This is a genomic window from Streptomyces cinereoruber (assembly GCF_009299385.1).
In the GTDB taxonomy this organism is placed as follows: Bacteria; Actinomycetota; Actinomycetes; order Streptomycetales; family Streptomycetaceae; genus Streptomyces; species Streptomyces bikiniensis.
Genome location: NZ_CP023693.1, coordinates 6,702,299 through 6,722,366, shown reverse-complemented (window position 1 = coordinate 6,722,366; position 20,068 = coordinate 6,702,299). Strand labels below are relative to the sequence as shown.

At 75.4% G+C, this 20,068-nt stretch carries 7 protein-coding genes; 1 reads left to right on the top strand and 6 read right to left on the bottom strand.

Annotated elements, in window-relative coordinates:
* Positions 1-6: 6 nt before the first annotated feature.
* From CP977_RS30245 to CP977_RS30220, 6 genes are all read right to left on the bottom strand, one after another.
* Positions 7-3,885, bottom strand: a complete 3,879-nt coding sequence (locus CP977_RS30245; RefSeq protein ID WP_152371155.1) for a condensation domain-containing protein — start codon at positions 3,883-3,885, stop codon at positions 7-9.
* Positions 3,886-3,959: 74 nt separating this feature from the next.
* Positions 3,960-5,840 carry a non-ribosomal peptide synthetase gene (locus tag CP977_RS30240; protein WP_152371154.1) on the bottom strand — a complete coding sequence of 627 codons (1,881 nt, stop codon included), beginning with the start codon at positions 5,838-5,840 and terminating at the stop codon, positions 3,960-3,962.
* Between the two features lie 10 nt (positions 5,841-5,850).
* The gene (locus CP977_RS30235; RefSeq protein WP_152371153.1) at positions 5,851-6,897 is read right to left on the bottom strand and encodes a TauD/TfdA family dioxygenase; all 1,047 of its coding nucleotides are present in this window, start codon (positions 6,895-6,897) and stop codon (positions 5,851-5,853) included.
* 187 nt (positions 6,898-7,084) lie between these two features.
* A complete protein-coding gene (locus CP977_RS30230; RefSeq protein WP_062750442.1) occupies positions 7,085-7,870 on the bottom strand; it encodes a thioesterase II family protein in 786 nt (261 codons plus the stop codon).
* The gene (locus tag CP977_RS30225; protein ID WP_152371152.1) at positions 7,867-17,442 is read right to left on the bottom strand and encodes a non-ribosomal peptide synthetase; all 9,576 of its coding nucleotides are present in this window, start codon (positions 17,440-17,442) and stop codon (positions 7,867-7,869) included. The genes CP977_RS30230 and CP977_RS30225 overlap by 4 nt, the downstream gene beginning before the upstream one ends.
* 356 nt (positions 17,443-17,798) lie before the next feature.
* Positions 17,799-19,247: a helix-turn-helix domain-containing protein gene (locus tag CP977_RS30220; RefSeq protein WP_152371151.1), complete on the bottom strand. Its 1,449-nt coding sequence runs from the start codon at positions 19,245-19,247 to the stop codon at positions 17,799-17,801.
* A gap of 386 nt (positions 19,248-19,633) precedes the next feature.
* Here CP977_RS30220 and CP977_RS30215 point away from each other — a divergent pair, with 386 nt between their 5' ends.
* On the top strand, positions 19,634-19,828 hold the full coding sequence (locus CP977_RS30215) for a hypothetical protein (protein WP_062750445.1): 195 nt from the start codon (positions 19,634-19,636) through the stop codon (positions 19,826-19,828).
* The last annotated feature ends 240 nt before the right edge of the window (positions 19,829-20,068 follow it).

The following is a 20,068-nucleotide window of genomic DNA, read 5'->3' as shown; positions in this document are numbered from 1 at the left end:
CCGGCCTCAGCGGCCGGTGCGGGTGCCCGCCCGGGTGCGCCGCTTGAGCGCGGGGGCCGGGACCGGGGGACGGGGCGGCCCGGCGGGGCCGTGGGCGCGGGACTCACCCGGGGTCCGGGGGGCGCCGCCGGCCCTGGTGCCGTCCGGGGCCTTGCGGGTGCCGGGCGCCGGGTCGTCGAGCAGCCTTGCGAGGGTCGCGGCGGTCGGGTTGCGGAAGACGTCCCGCAGGGTGAGGTCCTGGCCGAACTCGGCCCGGATCCGGTTGAGGAGCCGCACCGCGAGCAGCGAATGCCCGCCGGTCTTGAAGAAGTTGTCCGTGCGGCCCACGTCCCGGCCGCCGAGGACCTCCCGGAAGAGGGCGAGCAGCCGCTCCTCCCGGGCACGGGCCGGGGCCTCGTCCTCCGGCCCGGCCGTGGTCGCGCCGGACCGCTCTCCCCCGCCGCCGATCGCGACGCGGGCGGGGGCCAGGTACTCGGGGAGCCGCCGCTCGGCCCAGGCCCGCAGCTCCTCCTCGGTGACGGCGGCGCCGGGCGCGCGGGCGACGGTGGCGTGCAGCCGGTCGTCGTGGACGGTGACGGAGACGCCGGTGACGGCCGGGTGGGAGAGCAGGGCCTCCTCGACGCGCCCCGGTTCGACGGCGTAGCCGCCGGCGGTGAGGACGGCGACGGGCCGCAGGGTGCCGTCGGCGGCGGCGTACGCCCTGAGGCCGGTGGCGCGCAGTCCGCCGCCGGGTGCCGGGGCGTGCACCTCGCCGGGGACGCGGACGGGTGCGGGCCGTCCGCGCTCGTCGAGGACGGTGCCGTGCGCCGACGGTGACGGTGCGCCGGTCCCGTAGCGGGGGGCGGAGAGCGGGGCCGCGGGGTCGGCGGCGAAGGCGTCGAGGGTCTCGGCGAGGCGCCCCGCGAGCAGGCGGGCGGTGTCGGCGTCGTACAGGGCGGTGGCGTACTCCAGGACGCCGCGCAGTCCCCCGGGGGCGCCGTCGGGGCCGGCGAGTTCGGTGAGGGCGAAGGTCAGGTCGCTCTTGGCTCCCGTACCGGTGAAGGCGACGGGGTCGCCGTCGAGGACGGACGGGACGCGGCCGGCGGTGTCGGCGGCGTGGACCTGGAGCATGACCTGGACGAGCGGGGCGTGGGCGGCGGAGCGCTGCGGGCTGAGGTGCTCGACCAGCCGGTCGAAGGGCAGGTCCTGGTGGCTGTAGGCGGCCAGGCCGGACTCGCGGACCCGGTGGACGAGGTCGGTGAAGGCGGGGTCGCCGGACGTGTCGGTGCGCAGGACGAGGGTGTTGACGAAGAAGCCGACGAGCGGGTGGAGGGCGTGGTCGGCGCGGCCGGCGACGGTGGTGCCGAGGGCGATGTCGGTGCCGGCGCCGTGCCGGGTGAGCAGGGCGGCGAGGGCGGCCTGGACGACCATGAAGAGGGTGGCGCCGTGGGCGCGGGCGGTGCGCAGCAGCGCCTGGTGGGTGGCGGCGCCCACCTCGAAGCCGGTGAGGGCGCCCCGGCCGTCGGCCTCCAGCGGGCGGGGGCGGTCGGTGGGGAGGGCGAGGAGCGGCGGCATCCCGGCGAGGGCGGTGCTCCAGTGGGCGAGTTGTTCGGCGGCGACGCCGGGGGTGCCGGGTTCGTCGTCGGTGCCGGGTGTGCCGTCGAGCAGGTGGTGCTGCCAGAGGGTGTAGTCGGCGTACTGGACGGGGAGCGGCGGCCGAGCGGGCGCGCGACCGGCGGCGCGGGCGCGGTAGGCGGCGTCGAGATCGGCGAGGAGGCAGGAGGTGGACCAGCCGTCGCCGGCGATGTGGTGGACGAGGAGGACGAGGGTCTGCCGCTCGTCGGCGTCGGTGACGAGCGTGGCCCGGAAGGGGATCTCGGCGGCGAGGTCGAAGACGTGGCCCGCGGCGGCGTCGACGGCGGCGCGGACCGCCTCGGGTCCTTCGGCGCGGATCTCGTCGAGGACGGGGGCCCGGTCGTCGAGGACCAGCTGGTACGGCTCTCCGTCGGCGTACCGGTAGACGGTGCGGAGCACTTCGTGCCGGGCGGCGGTGTCGGCGAGCGCGGCGGAGAGGGCGGCCGGGTCGAGCGGGCGGTGCAGGCGGGTGACGACGGGGATGTTGTAGGTGGCGCCGGGGCCGTCGAGGCGGCCGACGAACCAGAGGCGGCGCTGGGCGGCGGAGAGCGGCAGCCGGGCGGGGCGCAGGGCGGCGGGGACCGGGCGGAGGGCGGGGCGGGCGGGGCCGTCGCCGTGCTCGTCGAGGCGGCGCAGCAGCGCCTCGGGGGTGGGGGCGAGGAAGACGTCGCGGATGGTGGCCGGGAGGCCGAGGGTGCCCCGCACCCGGTTGGCGAGCTTGCCGGCGAGGAGGGAGTGGCCGCCGAGCTTGAAGAAGTTGTCGTCGGGCAGGACGGCGTCGCGGTCGAGGAGTTCGGCGTAGAGCCCGCGGAGGATCTCCTCGCGGGGGTCGGCGGACGCGGTCTCCCGGCGGCCCGGTGCGTCCTCGGCGCCGGTGGCGGTCTCGCGCGCGGCGTCGAGCGCCGCGTGGCGTCGGTCGAGCTCCCGCCGCTGGGCCTCGGTGGTCCAGGCGACGGTGCTCAGGGGTGTGTCCCCGGGCTGTGCGGCGAGTGTCGCGAGGGCGTGGCGGAGGAGGCCGAGGAGGAGGTCGGCGGTGCCGGCGTCGTACAGGTCGGTGGCGTACTGGAGGCCGAGGAGGAGCCCGGCGGGCTCGCCGTCGGCGCCGGTGCGCTCCTGGCAGTGGAAGGAGAGGTCGAACTTGGCGGTGGCGAGGTCGGCCTCGTCGAGGACGGCGGGGACGCCGCCGACGCGCAGTTCCCGCGCCTGCCCGGCGTGTGCCGCGACCATCACCTGGAAGACGGGGTGGCGGCCGAGGGAGCGCTCGGGGTTGAGGTTTTCGACCAGGAGGTCGAAGGGCAGGTCGTCGTGGGCGAAGGCGGCGAGGTCGGCGTCCCGGACCCGCCGGACGACCTCGGCGAGGGTGGGGTCGCCGGAGAGGTCGGTGCGCAGGGCGAGCGTGTTGACGAAGAACCCGACGAGGCCGTCGAGCGCTTCGTCGGGCCGGCCGGCGACCGGGGTGCCGACGACCTGGTCGGGGCCGGCACCGGCGGCGCGCAGGGCGAGCGCGAGGGCGGCGCGGACGACCATGAAGAAGGTGGCGCCGGAGTCCCTGGCGATCCCGGTGAGCGCCCGGTGGGTGGCGGCGTCGAGTGCGGCGGTGGCGAAGGCGCCCGCGCGGGTCGGCTCGGTGGGGCGGGGCCGGTCGGCGGGGAGCCGGGTCTCGGCGGGGGCGCCGGCGAGGGCTGCGCGCCAGTGGGCGAGCTGTTCGTGGGCGGTGCTGTCGGGGTCGTCGGGGTCGCCGAGCATGTCCCGCTGCCAGAGGGTGTAGTCGGCGTACTGGACGGGCAGCGGCTCCCACTCCGGCGCGCGGCCCCCGGCGCGGGCGGTGCAGGCGGTGTCGAGGTCGGCGAGGAGGCAGCCGACGGACCAGCCGTCGGTGGCGATGTGGTGGACGGCCAGCACCAGGGTCGCCGACTCCTCGCCGTCGGTCTCGAAGAGGCCGACGCGCAGCGGGAGTTCGCGGGTGACGTCGATCGGGGCGCGGGCGAACTCCGTGGCCTGCCCGGCCGCCTCGCCGGCCGCGCACCGCATGGTCTCGACCGGGATCCGGACGCCGTCGAGGATCCGCTGGTGCGGCTCCCCGTCCACGGCCGGGTAGACCGTGCGGAGCACCTCGTGCCGCGCCACCACGTCCCCCACGGCCGCCTCCAGGACGGCCGGGTCCGGCCGGGTGGCGAGGCGCAGCACCACGGGCGCGTTGTAGGCGGGGGACGAGCCCTCCAGCCGGTTCATGAACCACAGACGGCGCTGGGCGTAGGACAGGGGGATCACGGTTGCTGCCTCTCTTGAGGGGCGGGGGCGGGCGGGTGGGCCTGAGGCGGTGGCCTCGGCGGTGCGACCGGCGGTCAGGCGTCCCGCGCGGCCGTCAGCTCCTCGATGTGGACCGCCAGGTCGCGGAGGCGGGGGTGGGCGTAGACGGCCTTGACCGGCAGGGCGACGGAGAGTTCGGCGCGGACGCGGGAGACGAGCTTGATGGCGAGGAGGGAGTGGCCGCCGAGCTTGAAGAAGTTGTCGTCGGGGCCGATGGAGGCGGCGCCGAGGACCTGGGCCCAGACGCGGGCGATGAGTTCCTCGGCGGGGCCGGTGAGACCGGGTCCGCCGGCGGGGGCGGCCCCGGCGGGCGCGGGCGTCTCGGCGCGGGTGGGCAGGGCGGCCCGGTCGAGCTTGCCGCTGGGGGTGGTGGCGAACCTCTCCACGGCGACGAACGCGGACGGCAGCATGTAGGCGGGCAGGGTCGCGGCGAGCGCGGTGCGCAGGGCGCCGGCGTCGCCGCCCCGGTGGTAGGCGAGCAGGGCGGGGCTTCCGGCGGCGTCCTCGCCGAGGACGACGGCGGCCTCGGCGACGCCGTCCTGCCGGGTGAGGGCGGCCTCGATCTCGGGGAGTTCGATGCGGTGGCCGCGGAGCTTGACCTGGCCGTCGGCGCGGCCGAGGTAGGCGAGGCGGCCGTCGGGGAGGAGGCGGCACCGGTCGCCGGTGCGGTAGGCGCGGGTTCCGGTGGCGGCGTCGGACGCGGGGTCGGCGACGAACCGCTCGGCGGTCAGGGCGGGCCGGTTGCGGTAGCCGCGGGCGACGCGGGGGCCTGCGAGGTACAGCTCGCCGGTCTCGCCGGGGGCGACCGGGGCGAGCCGGTCGTCGAGGAGGCGCATCGACAGGCCGGGCAGGACGGTGCCGATGTGCGGCTGTCCGGGGCGGTCGATCCAGCCGGCGGTGGCGTCGACGGTGCACTCGGTGGGTCCGTACACGTTGAGGGCGCGCAGCAGACCGGAGGTGTGGGCGGCGGCGAACCGGTCCCACAGGGCGGGGCCGATGGCCTCGCCGCCGATGAGCAGGGTCAGCGGGCGGGGGCCGCCGTCCGTGGTCAGCAGGTCGAGCAGCGGGTCGGCGTGGGAGGGGGTGATGTCGAGGTCGGTGAGGCCGTGGGCGTCGACGAAGGCGGCGAGGAGGGCGGGGTCCCGGCGGGTCTCCTCGTCGATCATGACGAGGGTGTCGCCGCGGCAGAGCCGTACCCACTGCTGGACGGAGGCGTCGAAGGACGGCGAGGCGTTCCAGCCGACCCGGCGGCCCTCTCCGGTGGCGGCCCCGATGCCCTCCAGCTCCGCGAGCAGCAGCGAGGCGGCGCCGCGGCCGATCTCGACGCCCTTGGGGCGGCCGGTGGAGCCGGAGGTGTAGATGACGTAGGCGAGGGTGTCGGCGGTGACGGGGACGGGCCGGTAGGGGGCGACCGGGACGGCGCCGGGGGCGGTTCCGCGGGCGGTGAGCTCCGCCAGGGTGAGGGTACGGGTGCCGGTGCGGGCCGCGGCGGAGGCGTCCGCGTCCTGGACGACGACGAGGTCGGCGCCGGAGTCGGCGAGGAGGTAGGCGCGGCGCTCGGCGGGCAGCGCGGGGTCGACGGGCAGGTAGGCGGCGCCCGCGGTGAGGGTGCCGATGAGGGCCGTGGCGAGGCCGGCGCCGCGCGGCAGGCAGAGGGCGACGACGCTCTCGGGGCCGATGCCGAGGGCGGTGAGCCGGGCGGCGACGGCGGCGGCCTCGGCGCGGAGTTCGTCGAAGGTCAGGACCCGGTCGGCGGCGACGACCGCGGTGCGCCCGCCGGGGGCGGTGGCGAGCCGGGCGAGGAGGTCGGCGTGCCCGGTGCCGGCGGCGCAGCCGGAGCAGGCGCAGGGGGTGGCGTCGGCGAAGGGGGCGGTCGCGTCGAGGGCGGCGGCGGTCTCGGGGAGGGTGGCGGTCATGGCGGCGGGCTCACATTCCGTACGGGTGGGCGGAGGGGGCGACGGTCGGGGCGCAGTCGGACAGGGGGACGGGCTCGCCCATGGCGACGAGGATCTTGCGCGCGCCGGTGTACGACTCGCGTCCGTGCGCGCAGAGGATGTTGTCGACGAGCATCAGGTCGCCCGCCTGCCAGGTCTCGCGGACGGTGACGGCCCGGTAGGCGTCGTTGACGGCGTCGACCTCGGCGTCGGTGAGGGCGGTGCCGTCGCCGAGCCGGGTGTCGAAGGGCAGGCCGTCGGCGCCGAAGGTCTCGGTGAGGACCTCGCGGACGTCCTCGTCGAGGCTGCGGGCGTTCCAGAAGGCGAAGTGGTTGAACCAGACGCGCTCGCCGGTGACGGGGTGGGTGACGATCGCGGAGCGGAGCTGGCGGGTGCGCAGGGTGTCCTCGTCGCGCCATTCGTACCCGATGGAGTGCGCGTCGCAGTACTCCTCCGCGCCGGCCGGGTCGTCGGCGGAGAACGCCTTGCGCCAGGGCATTCCGGCGAGGTCGGAGTAGTTGCGGACCAGCAGCCAGCCGGCCTTCTCGAAGCGGGCGACGAGCTCCGGCGGGAGGAGGGACAGGGCGCGGCGCATGTCGCCGACGGTGGTGGCGCCGCCGGTCTCGGGGGCGGTGACGCAGCCGAAGAGCAGGACGCCGGGGAAGTCGAGGGTGTAGCTGTTCTCGTTGTGCAGGCGGATCGGCTGGATCGCCGGCAGGTCGGTGGAGGAGAAGACGCCCCCGCCGAAGTCGGTGCGCGGGGTGGCCTTCTCCTTGTATCCGGCGCGACGGGCGATCAGCGCGTCCCGGGCCTCGGCGAAGGTGCCGGCGTCGGTGACGGGCAGGCCGCGGAGCATCACGGCGCCGGAGCGGTGCAGCTCGGCCTGGATCTCGGGGCGGCGGGCGGTGAGCCAGGCGGTGGCCTCGGCCATGGCGGCGAAGCGGGGCACCTGGATCAGGGCGGGCTTGCCGGGTTCCCGGACGACGGTCACCGCGTCGTCGGCGGCGGTCGTGGCCAGGTGCGGGGCGAAGGTGGTCATGGCGTGTTCCTCGTCTTCGGTGGGTGGCAGGCGCGGAGGCCGGGGAGGCGCGGTCGGAGGCGGTGCCGGGGCGGCTCGCCCGGTGGTGCCGGTGCGAGCCGCCCGGTGGTGGCGGCGGGCGCGGAGGGCGGGTGCTCGGGCGGTGGCGGCGACCGGGTGGCTCGGGCGGTGACGGAGGCCGGACCGCTCAGGCGGTGGCGGCGGGGGCCGCGGCGAAGGAGCGCAGGAGCGGGTTCAGCCGGGCGAAGAAGCCGGCCAGGTCCTGCTGGAAGTAGAAGTGGTCGCCCGGCAGGACCTCGGGGACGACGGCGTGGCCGGCCACGAGGGCCCATCCGTCGAGCAGTTCGACCGGGACGATCGGGTCGGCGTCGCCGCCGAGGACGGCGACCGGGCAGTCGAGCCGCACGTCGGGCGCGGTGCACCGGTAGGCGTCGTCGATGGCGAAGTCGGCCCGGATGGACGGGAGGACGATCTCGCGGAGCTCCGGGTCGTCGAGGATGCCGTCGTCGGTGCCGCCGCGCTCCTTGATGGCGGCCACCAGCTCCTCGTCGTCGAAGCGCTCCGGGTGCACGGGGGCCTGGTTGGGCAGGACGGGCGCCCGGCAGGCGGAGGCGACGAGTCCGAGCGGGGTGCGGCCGGCGGCCTGGAGCGCGCGGGTGACCTCGAAGGCGACCAGGGAACCCATGCTGTGGCCGAGGACGACCAGGGCGCCGACGTCCGCCGGGAGGGCGTCGACGACGGGAAGGGCCAGGTCGTCGACGGAGGCGGGCAGGTCCTCGCAGTAGCGGGCGCCGCGGCCGGGGTACTGGCCGATGAGGAGCCGGACGTCGGCCGGGAGGTGCTCGCGCCAGGCGCTGTAGGCGTGGGCGTTGCCGCCGGCGTGCGGGAGGACGAGCAGGGACAGGCGGTGCGGCGCGTCACCGGGCAGGTCCCAGACGACGTCCTCGGGCGCGGGGGTGAAGGAGGCGCTCATGAGCTGATCCGATCTGTCTCGGTGCGGCGGCGGAGGGCCGGTCGGGCCTTCCGGGCGGCCGGTGCGGTCTTGAGGGAGTCGAGGTGCGCGGCGAGCCGGGCGGGGGTGGGGTGCTGGAAGACGTCGCGCACGGTGAGGCGGACGTCGAGGGCGCCGGCGATCCGGTTGGTGAGGCGGGCGGCGAGGAGGGAGTGCCCGCCGAGGTGGAAGAAGTCGTCGTCGATGGTGAGGGGGGTGGTGGTGTCGAGGGTGTGGGCGAAGAGGGCGACGAGGGTCTCTTCGAGGGGGGTGCGGGGTGCGCGGCCGTCGGTGGTGGGGGCGGTGGGGGCGGGTAGTGCCCGTTTGTCGATCTTGCCGTTGGGGGTGAGGGGCAGCCGGTCGAGGACGGTGACGTGGGTCGGGACGAGGTGGTCGGGGAGGCGTTCGGCGACGTGACGGCGGATCTCGTCCGGCGACGAGTCCGTGTTCGTCACCAGGTAGGCGGCGAGTCTCTCTTCGTGGACGGTGACGACGGCCTGGGTGACGTCGGGGTGGGTGAGCAGCGCGGTCTCGGTCTCGCCGGGTTCGACGCGGAAGCCGCGGATCTTGATCTGGTCGTCGGCCCGGCCCTCGTAGACGAGGCGGCCTCCGGCGTCGAAGCGGGCGAGGTCGCCGGTCCGGTACAGCCGTCCGCCGGCGGGGCCGAACGGGTCGGGCACGAACCTGGACGCCGTGAGGTCGGGGCGGCCGAGGTAGCCGTGGGCCAGCCCCTCCCCCGCGAGGTACAGCTCGCCGGTGACGCCGGGCGGGCAGAGGTCCAGCCGGCCGTCGAGGACGTAAGCACCCTTGTTGACGAGCGGGACGCCGATGGGGAGGGGGAGGCCCGGGACGGTGCCGGGCGCGATGAGGTGGGTGGTGGTGAAGCCCATGGACTCGGCCGGTCCGTACCCGTTGACGACCGTGACGCCGGGACGCTCGCGCCGGAGCTTGTCGACGTGCGCGGGGGACGCGGCCTCGCCGCCCGTGTACGCGACGGTGACGGTGGTGAAGGCGTCCGGGTGCTCGTCGACGAGGAAGTTGAAGAGGCTGGCGGACAACTGGAGCATCGTGACGCCGTGGCACCGGGACAGTTCGCTGATGAGGGCCGGTTCCGGGCGCTGCCCCGGCTGGAGGACCGTGCTCCCCCCGTGGAGCAGAGCGCCCCAGAACTCCAGACTGAACGCGTCCCACGACACCGGCGAGCACTGCAGGAACACCTCGTCCGGACCGAAGCGCCCGTACGACTGCCCACTCACCGTCGACACCAGGTTCCGGTGCGAGGACAGGATGCCCTTCGGCCGACCCGTGGAACCAGAGGTGAACATCACGCAGGCGGCGTCGTCGCCGTTGACGTCCACGCTCGGATTCACAGCGGGGAAGACCGCCAGTTCGCCGCGCGACGGGAGGCCGACGGTCCGCCAGGGCCCCTCGATCCTGGCCGCGTGGGCGGGGGCGGTGAGGAGAAGGGAGATGCCGGCGTCGGCGGCGGCGGAGCGCAGTCGCTCGTCGGGGAAGTCGGGGTCGAGCAGCGTGTACGCGGCTCCCGCCTTCACCACCGCGAGCACCGCCACCGCGAAGTCCGCACCACGGTCGAGCAGCACCCCCGCCAAGTCGCCCCGGCCCAGGCCGTGGGCCCTCAGCAGATGCGCCAGCCGGTTGGCGGAGGCGTTGAGCTCGGCGTACGAGACCCTCCGCCCACCGTCCACCAGCGCCGTCCGCTCCGCGAACCGGGCAGCCGCCTCCTCGAACCGCACCACCAGCGAGGCGTCACCGGTCTCGGCGGCGGAACCGGCCCAGGACCCGGTGAGCAGCGCGCGCTGTTCGACGGTGAGCACCTCGAGGTCGGAGAGCCGGAGGCCTGGGTCGGTGAGGACCTGGTCCAGGACGCGGCCGAGGAGCGCGGCCGTGCGGCGTACGGTCTCGGGGTCGAACAGTTCGGCGGCGTAGAGGAGCGAGCCGTGCAGCCGCCGTCCGTCGTCGGAGCGCAGCAGGAATTCGAGGTCGAACTTGGCGGCGCCGTTCCCGGTGCCGGCGACGGTGGCGACCGGGAGCTCCGGGAGGGCGAGGCGGGGCACTCCGCCGGTCTCGAGTCCGAGGCAGATCTGGAAGAGGGGGTGCCGGGCGAGCGACCGGGCCGGGTTGACGGCTTCCAGAACCAGGTCGAACGGTGCCTCCTGATGCGCGAACGCGTCCAGATCGGCCGCACGCACCCGACCCAGGAGATCCCGGAAGGTCGGATCACCCGCACTGTCCGTCCGCAGCACCAGCGTGTTCACGAAGAACCCCACCAACCCGGCAAGGGCTTCGTCACTCCGGCCCGCCACCGGCGAACCGATCGCCAGATCCGAGCCCGCACCCAGCCGCGACAGCGCCGCCACCAGCGCCGCGTGCACCACCATGAACGGCGTACACCCCTCCTCACGGGCGAGGACGACCACGCGCTCGAACACATCGGGACCGAAATCGACCTCGATCCCACCGCCCCGATGCGAGGCCCGAGCCGGACGCGGACGGTCGAGCGTCAGACCGTGCTCCTCCGGAAGACCGGCCAACGCCTCACGCCAATAAGCGAGTTCACGCCCGAGGAGAGAGCCCGGATCGTCGGCCGCCCCGAGAACACGCCGCTGCCAGACCGCGTAATCCGCGTACCCCACCGCCGGCGGCTCCAGCACCTCACCCGCATAAGCACGCTCCAGGTCGCCGAAGAACACGCCATTCGACAGCCCGTCCGTCGCGACATGGTGGAGCACGAGCGACAACACCGCGGAACCGTCGGGGCGTTCGAGAAGCTGGGCGCGGATCGGGAGGTCGGCCGCCAGGTCGAAGACGTGGCCGGCGGACCGGGCCAGCGCCTCGTCCAGGGCCGCGTCCGACGCGACGGGTACGCGCTCCACGGTCAGGCGGGCGTGCTCGGGCGGGAGGACCCGCTGGCGCGGCTCGCCGTCGACGGCCTCCAGGAGCGTCCGGAGGGGAGCGTGCCTCCCGACCACGGCGCCGAGGGCGGACTCCAGGGCGTCGGCGTCGATGCCGTGCTCCAGCCGGACCACCATCGGCACGTTGTACGCCGCGCTCCCCCCGTCCAGCTGAGACAGCAGCCACAGCCGCCGCTGCGCGAACGACGCCGGCGGCAACCCGCTCTCCACCTCCGCCTCCCCCGCGACCAGCGGAGGGAGGACCGCGCCCGTGCCACCCTGCTCCGCGATCAGCGCGGCGAGACCCGCGACCGTGGGCCGCTCGAAGACGTCACGCAGGGTCAGGCGGACGTCGAGGGCGCCGGCGATCCGGTTGGTGAGCCGGGCGGCGAGGAGGGAGTGCCCGCCGAGGGCGAAGAAGCTGTCGTCGATGCCGACCTCCGCCGTATCCAGGGTGAGGGAGAAGAGGGCGACGAGGGTCTCTTCGAGGGGGGTGCGGGGTGCGCGGCCGTCGGTGGTGGGGGCGGTGGGGGCGGGCAGTGCCCGTTTGTCGATCTTGCCGTTGGGGGTGAGGGGCAGCCGGTCGAGGACGGTGACGTGGGTCGGGACGAGGTGGTCGGGGAGGCGTTCGGCGACGTGACGGCGGATCTCGTCCGGCGAGGCGGTGCCGCCGGTGACGAGGTAGGCGGCGAGCCGCTCATCCTGGACGGTGACGACGGCCTGGGTGACGTCGGGGTGGGTGAGCAGCGCGGTCTCGGTCTCGCCGGGTTCGACGCGGAAGCCGCGGATCTTGATCTGGTCGTCGGCCCGGCCCTCGTAGACGAGGCGGCCTCCGGCGTCGAAGCGGGCGAGGTCGCCGGTCCGGTACAGCCGTCCGCCGGCGGGGCCGAACGGGTCGGGCACGAACCTGGACGCCGTGAGGTCCGGACGCCGGAGGTAGCCGTGGGCCAAGCCCTCCCCCGCGAGGTACAGCTCGCCGGTGACGCCGGGCGGGCAGAGGTCCAGCCGGCCGTCGAGGACATAAGCGCCCTTGTTCATCAGTGGTGTCCCGATCGGGACGGCCGCCTGCGACCCTGCGGCGTCGTCGATGAGGTGGGTGGTGGTGAAGCCCATGGACTCGGCCGGTCCGTACCCGTTGACGACCGTGACGCCGGGACGCTCGCGCCGGAGCTTGTCGACGTGCGCGGGGGACGCGGCCTCGCCGCCCGTGTACGCGACGGTGACAGTGGTGAAGGCGTCCGGGTGCTCGTCGACGAGGAAGTTGAAGAGGCTGGCGGACAACTGGAGCATCGTGACGCCGTGGCACCGGGACAGTTCGCTGATGAGGGCCGGTTCCGGGCGCTGCCCCGGCTGGAGGACCGTGCTCCCCCCGTGGAGCAGAGCGCCCCAGAACTCCAGACTGAACGCGTCCCACGACACCGGCGAGCACTGCAGGAACACCTCGTCCGGACCGAAGCGCCCGTACGACTGCCCACTCACCGTCGACACCAGGTTCCGGTGCGAGGACAGGATGCCCTTCGGCCGACCCGTGGAACCAGAGGTGAACATCAGACAGGCGGCATCGTCACCGGTCGGCCCGGTCTCCAGGGCGTCGGCCGGGAAGGCCGCCAGGTCCTCGTGGGCCGGGAACAGGACCGTCGGCCATGCGCCTTCCACGCGTGCGGCGTGGGCGGGGGCGGTGAGGAGAAGGGAGATGCCGGCGTCGGCGGCGGCGGAGCGCAGTCGCTCGTCGGGGAAGTCGGGGTCGAGCAGCGTGTACGCGGCTCCCGCCTTCACCACCGCGAGCACCGCCACCGCGAAGTCCGCACCACGGTCGAGCAGCACCCCCGCCAGATCGCCCCGGCCCAGGCCGTGGGCCCTCAGCAGATGCGCCAGCCGGTTGGCGGAGGCGTTGAGCTCGGCGTACGAGACCCTCCGCCCACCGTCCACCAGCGCCGTCCGCTCCGCGAACCGGGCAGCCGCCTCCTCGAACCGCACCACCAGCGAGGCGTCACCGGTCTCGGCGGCGGAACCGGCCCAGGACCCGGTGAGCAGCGCGCGCTCCTCGGGCGTGAGGACGTCCAGGGCCGAGAGGCGTACGCCGGGGTCGTCGAGGACCTGGTGGCACACCCGGCCGAGGAGGGAGGTCATGCGGCGCACGGTCTCCGCGTCGAACACGTCGGCGGCGAAGAGGACGGTGGCGGACAGCTCGGCGCCGTCCTCGGAGCGGAGGAAGAACTCCAGGTCGAACTTGGCGGATCCGTTGCCCCGCTTCTCCACCGGCCCGAACACGGGGGTCGCGGCGGCGGGGGCGTCAGGGGTGGCCTCCAGCGTCAGACAGATCTGGAAGAGGGGGTGTCGGGCGAGCGACCGGGCCGGGTTGACGGCTTCCAGAACCAGGTCGAACGGTGCCTCCTGATGCGCGAACGCGTCCAGATCGGCCGCACGCACCCGACCCAGGAGATCCCGGAAGGTCGGATCACCCGCACTGTCCGTCCGCAGCACCAGCGTGTTCACGAAGAACCCCACCAACCCGGCAAGGGCTTCGTCACTCCGGCCCGCCACCGGCGAACCGATCGCCAGATCCGAACCCGCACCCAGCCGCGACAGCGCCGCCACCAGCGCCGCGTGCACCACCATGAACGGCGTACACCCCTCCTCACGGGCGAGGACGACCACGCGCTCGAACACATCGGGACCGAAATCGACCTCGATCCCACCGCCCCGATGCGAGGCCCGAGCCGGACGCGGACGGTCGAGCGTCAGACCGTGCTCCTCCGGAAGACCGGTCAACGCCTCACGCCAATAAGCGAGTTCACGCCCGAGGAGAGAGCCCGGATCGTCGGCCGCCCCGAGAACACGCCGCTGCCAGACCGCGTAATCCGCGTACCCCACCGCCGGCGGCTCCAGCACCTCACCCGCATAAGCACGCTCCAGATCCGCGAAAAAGGCGTCCTGGGAGAGCCCGTCCGTCGCGACGTGATGAAGCACGAGCGACAACACCCCCGAACCGTCCGGGCGTTCGAGAAGCTGGGCGCGGATCGGAAGGTCGGCCGCCAGGTCGAAGACCCGGCCGGCAGCCTCGTCCAGGGCCGCGTCCAGCTCGGCGTCGGACGCGACGGGTACGCGCTCCAGGGTGAGGCGGGCCCGCTCGACGGGGAGCACGCGCTGGTACGGCTCGCCGTCGACGGCCTCGAAGACGGTGCGCAGCGGGGCGTGCCTCCCGATCACGGCGCCGAGGGCGGACTCCAGGGCGTCGGCGTCGATGCCGTGCTCCAGCCGGACCACCATCGGCACGTTGTACGCCGCGCTCCCCCCGTCCAGCTGGGACAGCAGCCACAGCCGTCGCTGCGCGAACGACGCCGGCGGCAACCCGCTCTCCACCTCCGCCTCCCCCGCGACCAGCGGGGGAAGCTCCGTGACCGGGGTGCCGCCGCGCTCGGCGATCAGCGCGGCGAGACCCGCGACCGTGGGCCGCTCGAAGACGTCACGCAGGGTCAGGCGGACGTCGAGGGCCTCGGCGATCCGGTTGGTGAGCCGGGCGGCGAGGAGGGAGTGCCCGCCGAGGGCGAAGAAGCTGTCGTCGATGCCGACCTCCGCCGTGTCCAGGGTGAGGGAGAAGAGGGCGGCGAGGGTCGCCTCGGTGCGGTCGCGCGGGGCGCGCCGGGCGGCGGAGGACGTGGTGTCCGGGGCGGGGAGGGCGCGCTTGTCGATCTTGCCGTTGGGGGTGACGGGAAGGCGGTCGAGGACGGTGACGTAGGTGGGGACGAGATGCTCGGGAAGGCGATCGGCGACGTGACGGCGGAACGCCTCCGGGTCGGGGTGGGCGTCGGCGTGCGCGGCCGTGCCGGGGGCGGCGTCCGGGCGGGCGCCGCCGTCCGTGTCGGGGGCGGTGGGGCCGGAGTCGAGGACGAGGTACGCGGCCAGGCGCTGCTGGTGGACGGTGACGACGGCCTGGGTGACGTCGGGGTGGGCGAGGAGCGCGGCCTGGGTCTCGCCGGGTTCGACTCGGAAGCCGCGGATCTTGATCTGGTCGTCGGCCCGGCCCTCGTAGACGAGGCGGCCTCCGGCGTCGAAGTGGACGAGGTCGCCGGTGCGGTAGAGGCGGGCGCCGGCGGGGCCGAAGGGGTCGGGGACGAAGCGGGCGGCCGTGAGGTCGGGGCGGCCGAGGTAGCCGTGGGCCAGGCCCTCGCCGCCGACGTACAGCTCGCCGGTGACGCCCGGCGGGCAGAGGTTGAGGTACGGGTCGAGGACGTAGGCGGGCTTGTTGACGAGCGGGGCTCCGACGGGGACGACCTCGTGCGGCGCCCCGGCGGGCTCGACGGCGTGCGTGGTGGCGAAGATCATCACCTCGGCGGGGCCGTACCCGTTGAGGACGGTGATGCCGGGCTTGAGCCGCTGGAGCTTGTGGACGTGGGCCGGGGAGGCGGCCTCGCCGACGGTGAAGGCGGTGGTGACGGTCTCGAAGGCCTCGGGGTGCTCGTCGGTCAGGTAGTTGAAGAGCGTCGCGGAGAGCAGGAGCGTGGTGACGCCGTGGCGACGGGCGAGCTCGGCGACGAGGGCGGGTTCGGGCTTCTGGCCGGGCTGGAGGACGGCGGTGCCGCCGTGCAGGAGGGCGCCCCAGAACTCCAGGCTGAACGCGTCCCAGGAGACCGGCGAGCTCTGGAGCCAGACCTGGTCGGTGCCGGTGGGGAGGCAGGGCTGGCCGAGGAGGGTGGCGACCAGGTTGCGGTGCGAGGACAGGATCGCCTTGGGGCGGCCGGTCGAACCCGAGGTGAACATGAGGCAGGCGGGGTCGTCGGGGCTGATACGGACGCCCGGACCGGGTTCGGTGTCGGGGCCGGGCCGCGCGTCCGGGGCGGCGGCCGCGTCGGCGGCGGGGTCCGTGTGGGTGGTCCAGGTGCCCGTGAGGCGGTCCGCGAGGCCGGGGCGGGTGACGAGGTGGGTGATGCCGGCATCGGCGGCGGCCGAGCGGAGGCGCTCGTCGGGGAAGTCGGGGTCCAGGAGGACGTGGGCGGCGCCCGTCTTGAGGACGGCGATGAGAGCGACGGAGAAGGGGACGCCGCGCTCCAGGAGGACGCCGGCGAGTTGCCCGCGGCCCAGGCCCCGGTCGGCGAGACGACGGGCGAGCCGGTTCGCGGCGGCGTCGAGCGCGGCGTACGTGACGGTGCCGTCCGCGTCGACGAGGGCGGTGCGGTCGGGGTGGAGCCGTACCCGCTCCTCGAAGCGGGCGACCAGGGTCGTCTCGGTGGGCACCGCGACCGGTCCCGCCCAGTCACGGGTGAGGAGGGTGCGCTCCTCGGGGCGGAGGACGTCCAGGTCGGCGACCCGGCGGACGCCGGGGGCCTCCTCCGCGGCGAGGACGGCGGTGACGAAGGCGGCGAAGCGGTCCTGGTGGGTCGCGGTGAGGACGGGGTCGACGCCCTCGACGGGGGTGTCGAAGTCGATGCGGAGGCCGTGGGCGGCGCCGAGGTCGAGAACGGCGACGTTCAGGTCGTCGACCGGGCCGTTGGAGACGTTGTGGTTGACCGTGGGGTGGCCGCCGACGGTCAGGTCGGCGTGGAAGCCCATGATGTTGAGGACGGGCGAGGCGAGCCGGCGGTCCGCGCCGGCGTCCCGGCGGAGGTCCTCGTAGCGGGTCCGCTGGTGGCGCAGCCCGTGCTTGACCGCGGCGGCCGTGGCGCGCAGCAGCTCGCCGAAGGTGTCGTCGGGGCGGATGCGCAGCCGGAGCGGGACGATGTTGGACGCCATGCCGGGGGTGCTGCGGGCGGCACGGGTGGTGCGGCCGGTGACCGGGAGGGCGAGGACGAGTTCGTCGCGGGCGGTGACGCGGTGCAGGTAGACGCCGAACAGGGCGATGAGGACGACGGACCAGTTCACCCGCTCGGCGCGGGCGGCGGTGCGGAGGCGTTCCGCGTCGGCGGCGCTCACGCGGACGCTGCGGCGGGAGAACGGCAGGGCGCCGTGGGCGGCGGGCGCGCGGTCGCGGCCCCTGACGAGCCCGGTGGGGGCGTCGGGGGCGCCGGCGAGGTGGTCGCGCCAGGCGGCGAGGTCGGCGGCCGCGTCGGCGGAGGAGCGGTAGGCGGCGTCCTCCGCGAGGAGTTCGGCGAGGGAGCCGAACGGGGAGTCGCCCCAGGGCTCGCCGGCGACGGCCCGCTCGTACAGTTCGACGAGCCGGGCAAGGGCCATGGCGACGCCGACGCCGTCGACGACCAGGTGGTGGAAGCCGTAGAAGTAGAAGAAGCGGTCCTCGGCGAGCTTGACGAGCACGCAGCGGACGGGGGCCTCACCGGTGAGGTCGAAGGGCGCGCCGATGAGGCCGTCGATCAGCCGCCAGGCGGCCGCCTCCGGGTCGTCCGCGGCGCTGACGTCGTGGAACGGCAGCGTGCGGTCGCCCGCGTCGGGGTCGAGCAGCTGCCGGACCTCCTCGCCGTCCTCCTCGAAGCCCCGGATCCGCAGGAAGTCGGCCTCGTCGACCAGCCGCCGCCAGGCGGCCGCCATGAGCTCCGGGTCGACCGGGCCGTTGATCTCCCGGCACTCGCCGACGTTGTACTTGACGCCGGTCGGGTCCAGGAGGTGGGCCGTCCAGATGTCCCGCTGGGCCACCGAGAGCGGCAGCCGCACGGCGGCCGGTGCGGGTGCGACGGGCGTGTCGAACGGCATGAAGGCTCCTGTGGGGTCACGTCGGGCGGGGGTGCCGACGGCACCGGATGCGTACGGGGTCGGCCGGGGGCCGGGCGGGAGCGGGTCGGCGGGGGCCGCCCGGCGGATCGGGGTGGATCGGCGTGGATCGGAGTGGAGCTGGGTCGGGCGGGATCCTTCGGGCGGATCGCGGTCCCGGGCGGTGGAGCGGTCCGGCGGACCCGCCCGAGGATCGCCGGGCGGGTCCGTCCGGGTTCCGTCCGGCCGGCCGGTCGGCTGGTGGCGACCGGCCGGCAGTGGCCATACAACCCGTCCGCGGGGCCCCGGAGCGGCAGTTGCTCCGGCGGTAAGGCAGCGGATCGGCGGCGCTGCGGCAGTCAGGCGGCAGCGGGGGCGGCGACGGCGGCCGGGGCGGCGGGCGCGGGCGAGGTCGCGGCGAGGGCCCGGACGACGCGGAGGAGACGGAAGGCGGAGCGGCCGTGGTCGGTGCTCGGGCGGATGGCACCGCCGATGAGCAGGGCGCGGACCATGCGTCCGCAGTCCGGGAGGGGGCGGCCGGTGAGCCGGACCACGTCGTCCAGGTCGAAGTCGGCGTCGGCGGTGGCGCACAGCCGGGCGACGAGGTCCCGGGGGCCGGCCGACAGGCCGTCGAGGGCGCGGGTGACGCCGTCGCGGAGGTGCGGGCCGGAGGTGCCGTCGGAGAGGTGGTCCAGGAGCGGGGCCGGGTCCGTCTCGACGATGCCGCGGAGGGTGGACAGGTCGCAGACGGTGAGCCAGGACGCGGCGGCGGCGAGGGCGAGGGGGTGCCCGTCGAGCCCGTACGCGACGCGGGCGACGTCGCCGAGGCTCCGCTCGTCCGCGACGATGTCGGGCCGCGCCCGGCGAATCCGGCTGAAGAGGAACCGTACGGCGGGCGCGTCGGCGGACGGCGTGCCGTCGGGGCGCGGGGCGTCCAGCGGCGCGAGGAGGAAGAGGCGCTCGCCGGGCACGTCCCAGGGAGCGTCGGCGGTGACGAGGACGCGGAGACCGGGCAGTTCGCGCAGCAGCCTGCTCAGCCGGGCGAAGTCGAGGCGCGCGCAGTCCGCCCCGTCGAGGACGAGGAGCGCGTCGCGGTCCCCGAGCACGGCGAGCAGTTCCGCGGGCGGCTGCGCGTCCCGGCCGCCGAAGCCGTACGGGGCGGCGGCCTCGGGACCGTAGAGGTGCCGCGTACCGGACTCCGTGGCGTGCGGAGGGGCGGCGGGGCGGTCCGGGAGGCGCAGGTGGGCGGCGCAGGTGGTGGCGAGGGCGGCGAGCGGGTCGCCGTCGTGGGGCAGGCAGTCGGGGGCCGCGCCGGGGACGGTGTGCCAGAGGACGGGGAGGCCGGCGTCGTGGAGGCGGGCGGCGGTCTCCAGGGCGAGCCTGGTCTTGCCGACGCCGCTGAGTCCGACCACGGTGATCAGGCGCTCGGCGCCGGAGCGCAGCTCCTCGGCGAGGACGGTGACCTCGGCCTGTCGGCCGATCATCGGGTGCAGCGGGACGGGAGGCGCGCACCGTTCCAGGAGCTGGTGGCGGCCGGCTCCGCCCTGGGGGCCCCGTCTCGCCGCGTCCTCGAGGGCGGCGCGGGCGCGGGGGCCGAGGCGGAGGCCGTCGGCTATCAGCCGGACGGTGTCGGCGCGGGGCCGGAGGGCCTTCCCCTTCTCCAGGTCGCGGATGGCGCGGACGCTGATGGTGGAGAGGTCCGCGAGCTCGCGCTGGGTGAGGCCGATGCGGAGGCGGTGTCCGCGGATGAGGGCGCCGATCGCGGCGGTGGCCGTCGACGTGCCCTCAGGGGAGAGACCGGTCGTCATGGAGTGCTCCCGCTGGTCAGGTTGGGGCGGGGCCGGGCGGCCGGCCTGGTCGGGGCCGGGTGCGGCGGCTCCTCGCCGTCTGCTGGCACCAGGTTCCGGGGGGCGCCTATCGACGGGGCATCGCGTCACTAACCGTGCCGGGGGCTTCCGGAAGGGGCGCGGAGATAGCGGTGGAAGGCCGTCCGGCGGCCCGTGATAGCGGTCCGCGTCCCGGAGCGGGCGGAGGCGGTGCGGTGATAGCGGGGCGATAGGGCAGCGGACGGTGCGGTGAATCCGCCCCTTCGTAGCTTGGTGTCCAGAAGGAAACGACAGCCCCGGACGAAGCCAGGAAGGGGCCCGGACGGAGCCCGCGAAGGGCCCGCACGGAACACGAGACGGAGAGTCCCATGCAGAAGAAGACCACCGCCGCCCGCACCGCCCTCCGCGCCGCCGTCACCTCCGCCCTGGTCGTCCTGGTGACCGGCTTCGGCCTCCAGGCGAGCTGGGCCGACGGCCCGGCCCCGGCCACCGGCACCCCGGCCACGTCCTCCGCCCCCACCCCGACCCCCAGCCCCACCACCGACAACAACCCCTGGGACTGACGTCCCCGCGTACGTCCCCGTGGTCCCGGGCCGTTCGTCCCGGACCGGAAGTACGGCGCGACCCGACGCACCGCCCGCGGTCTCCGCGGTCGAGGCGCCCCGGGCACCACCCCGCTCGGCCCGACGCCCCTCGGGCAGGGTCGTGAGCACATCCCGGCGCACCCCCACGACACGCCCCCGCGGCACGCCGCGCGTCGGACCCGACGCCCGGAAGCCGGTCGGCCACCGGCCCCGCCCCGT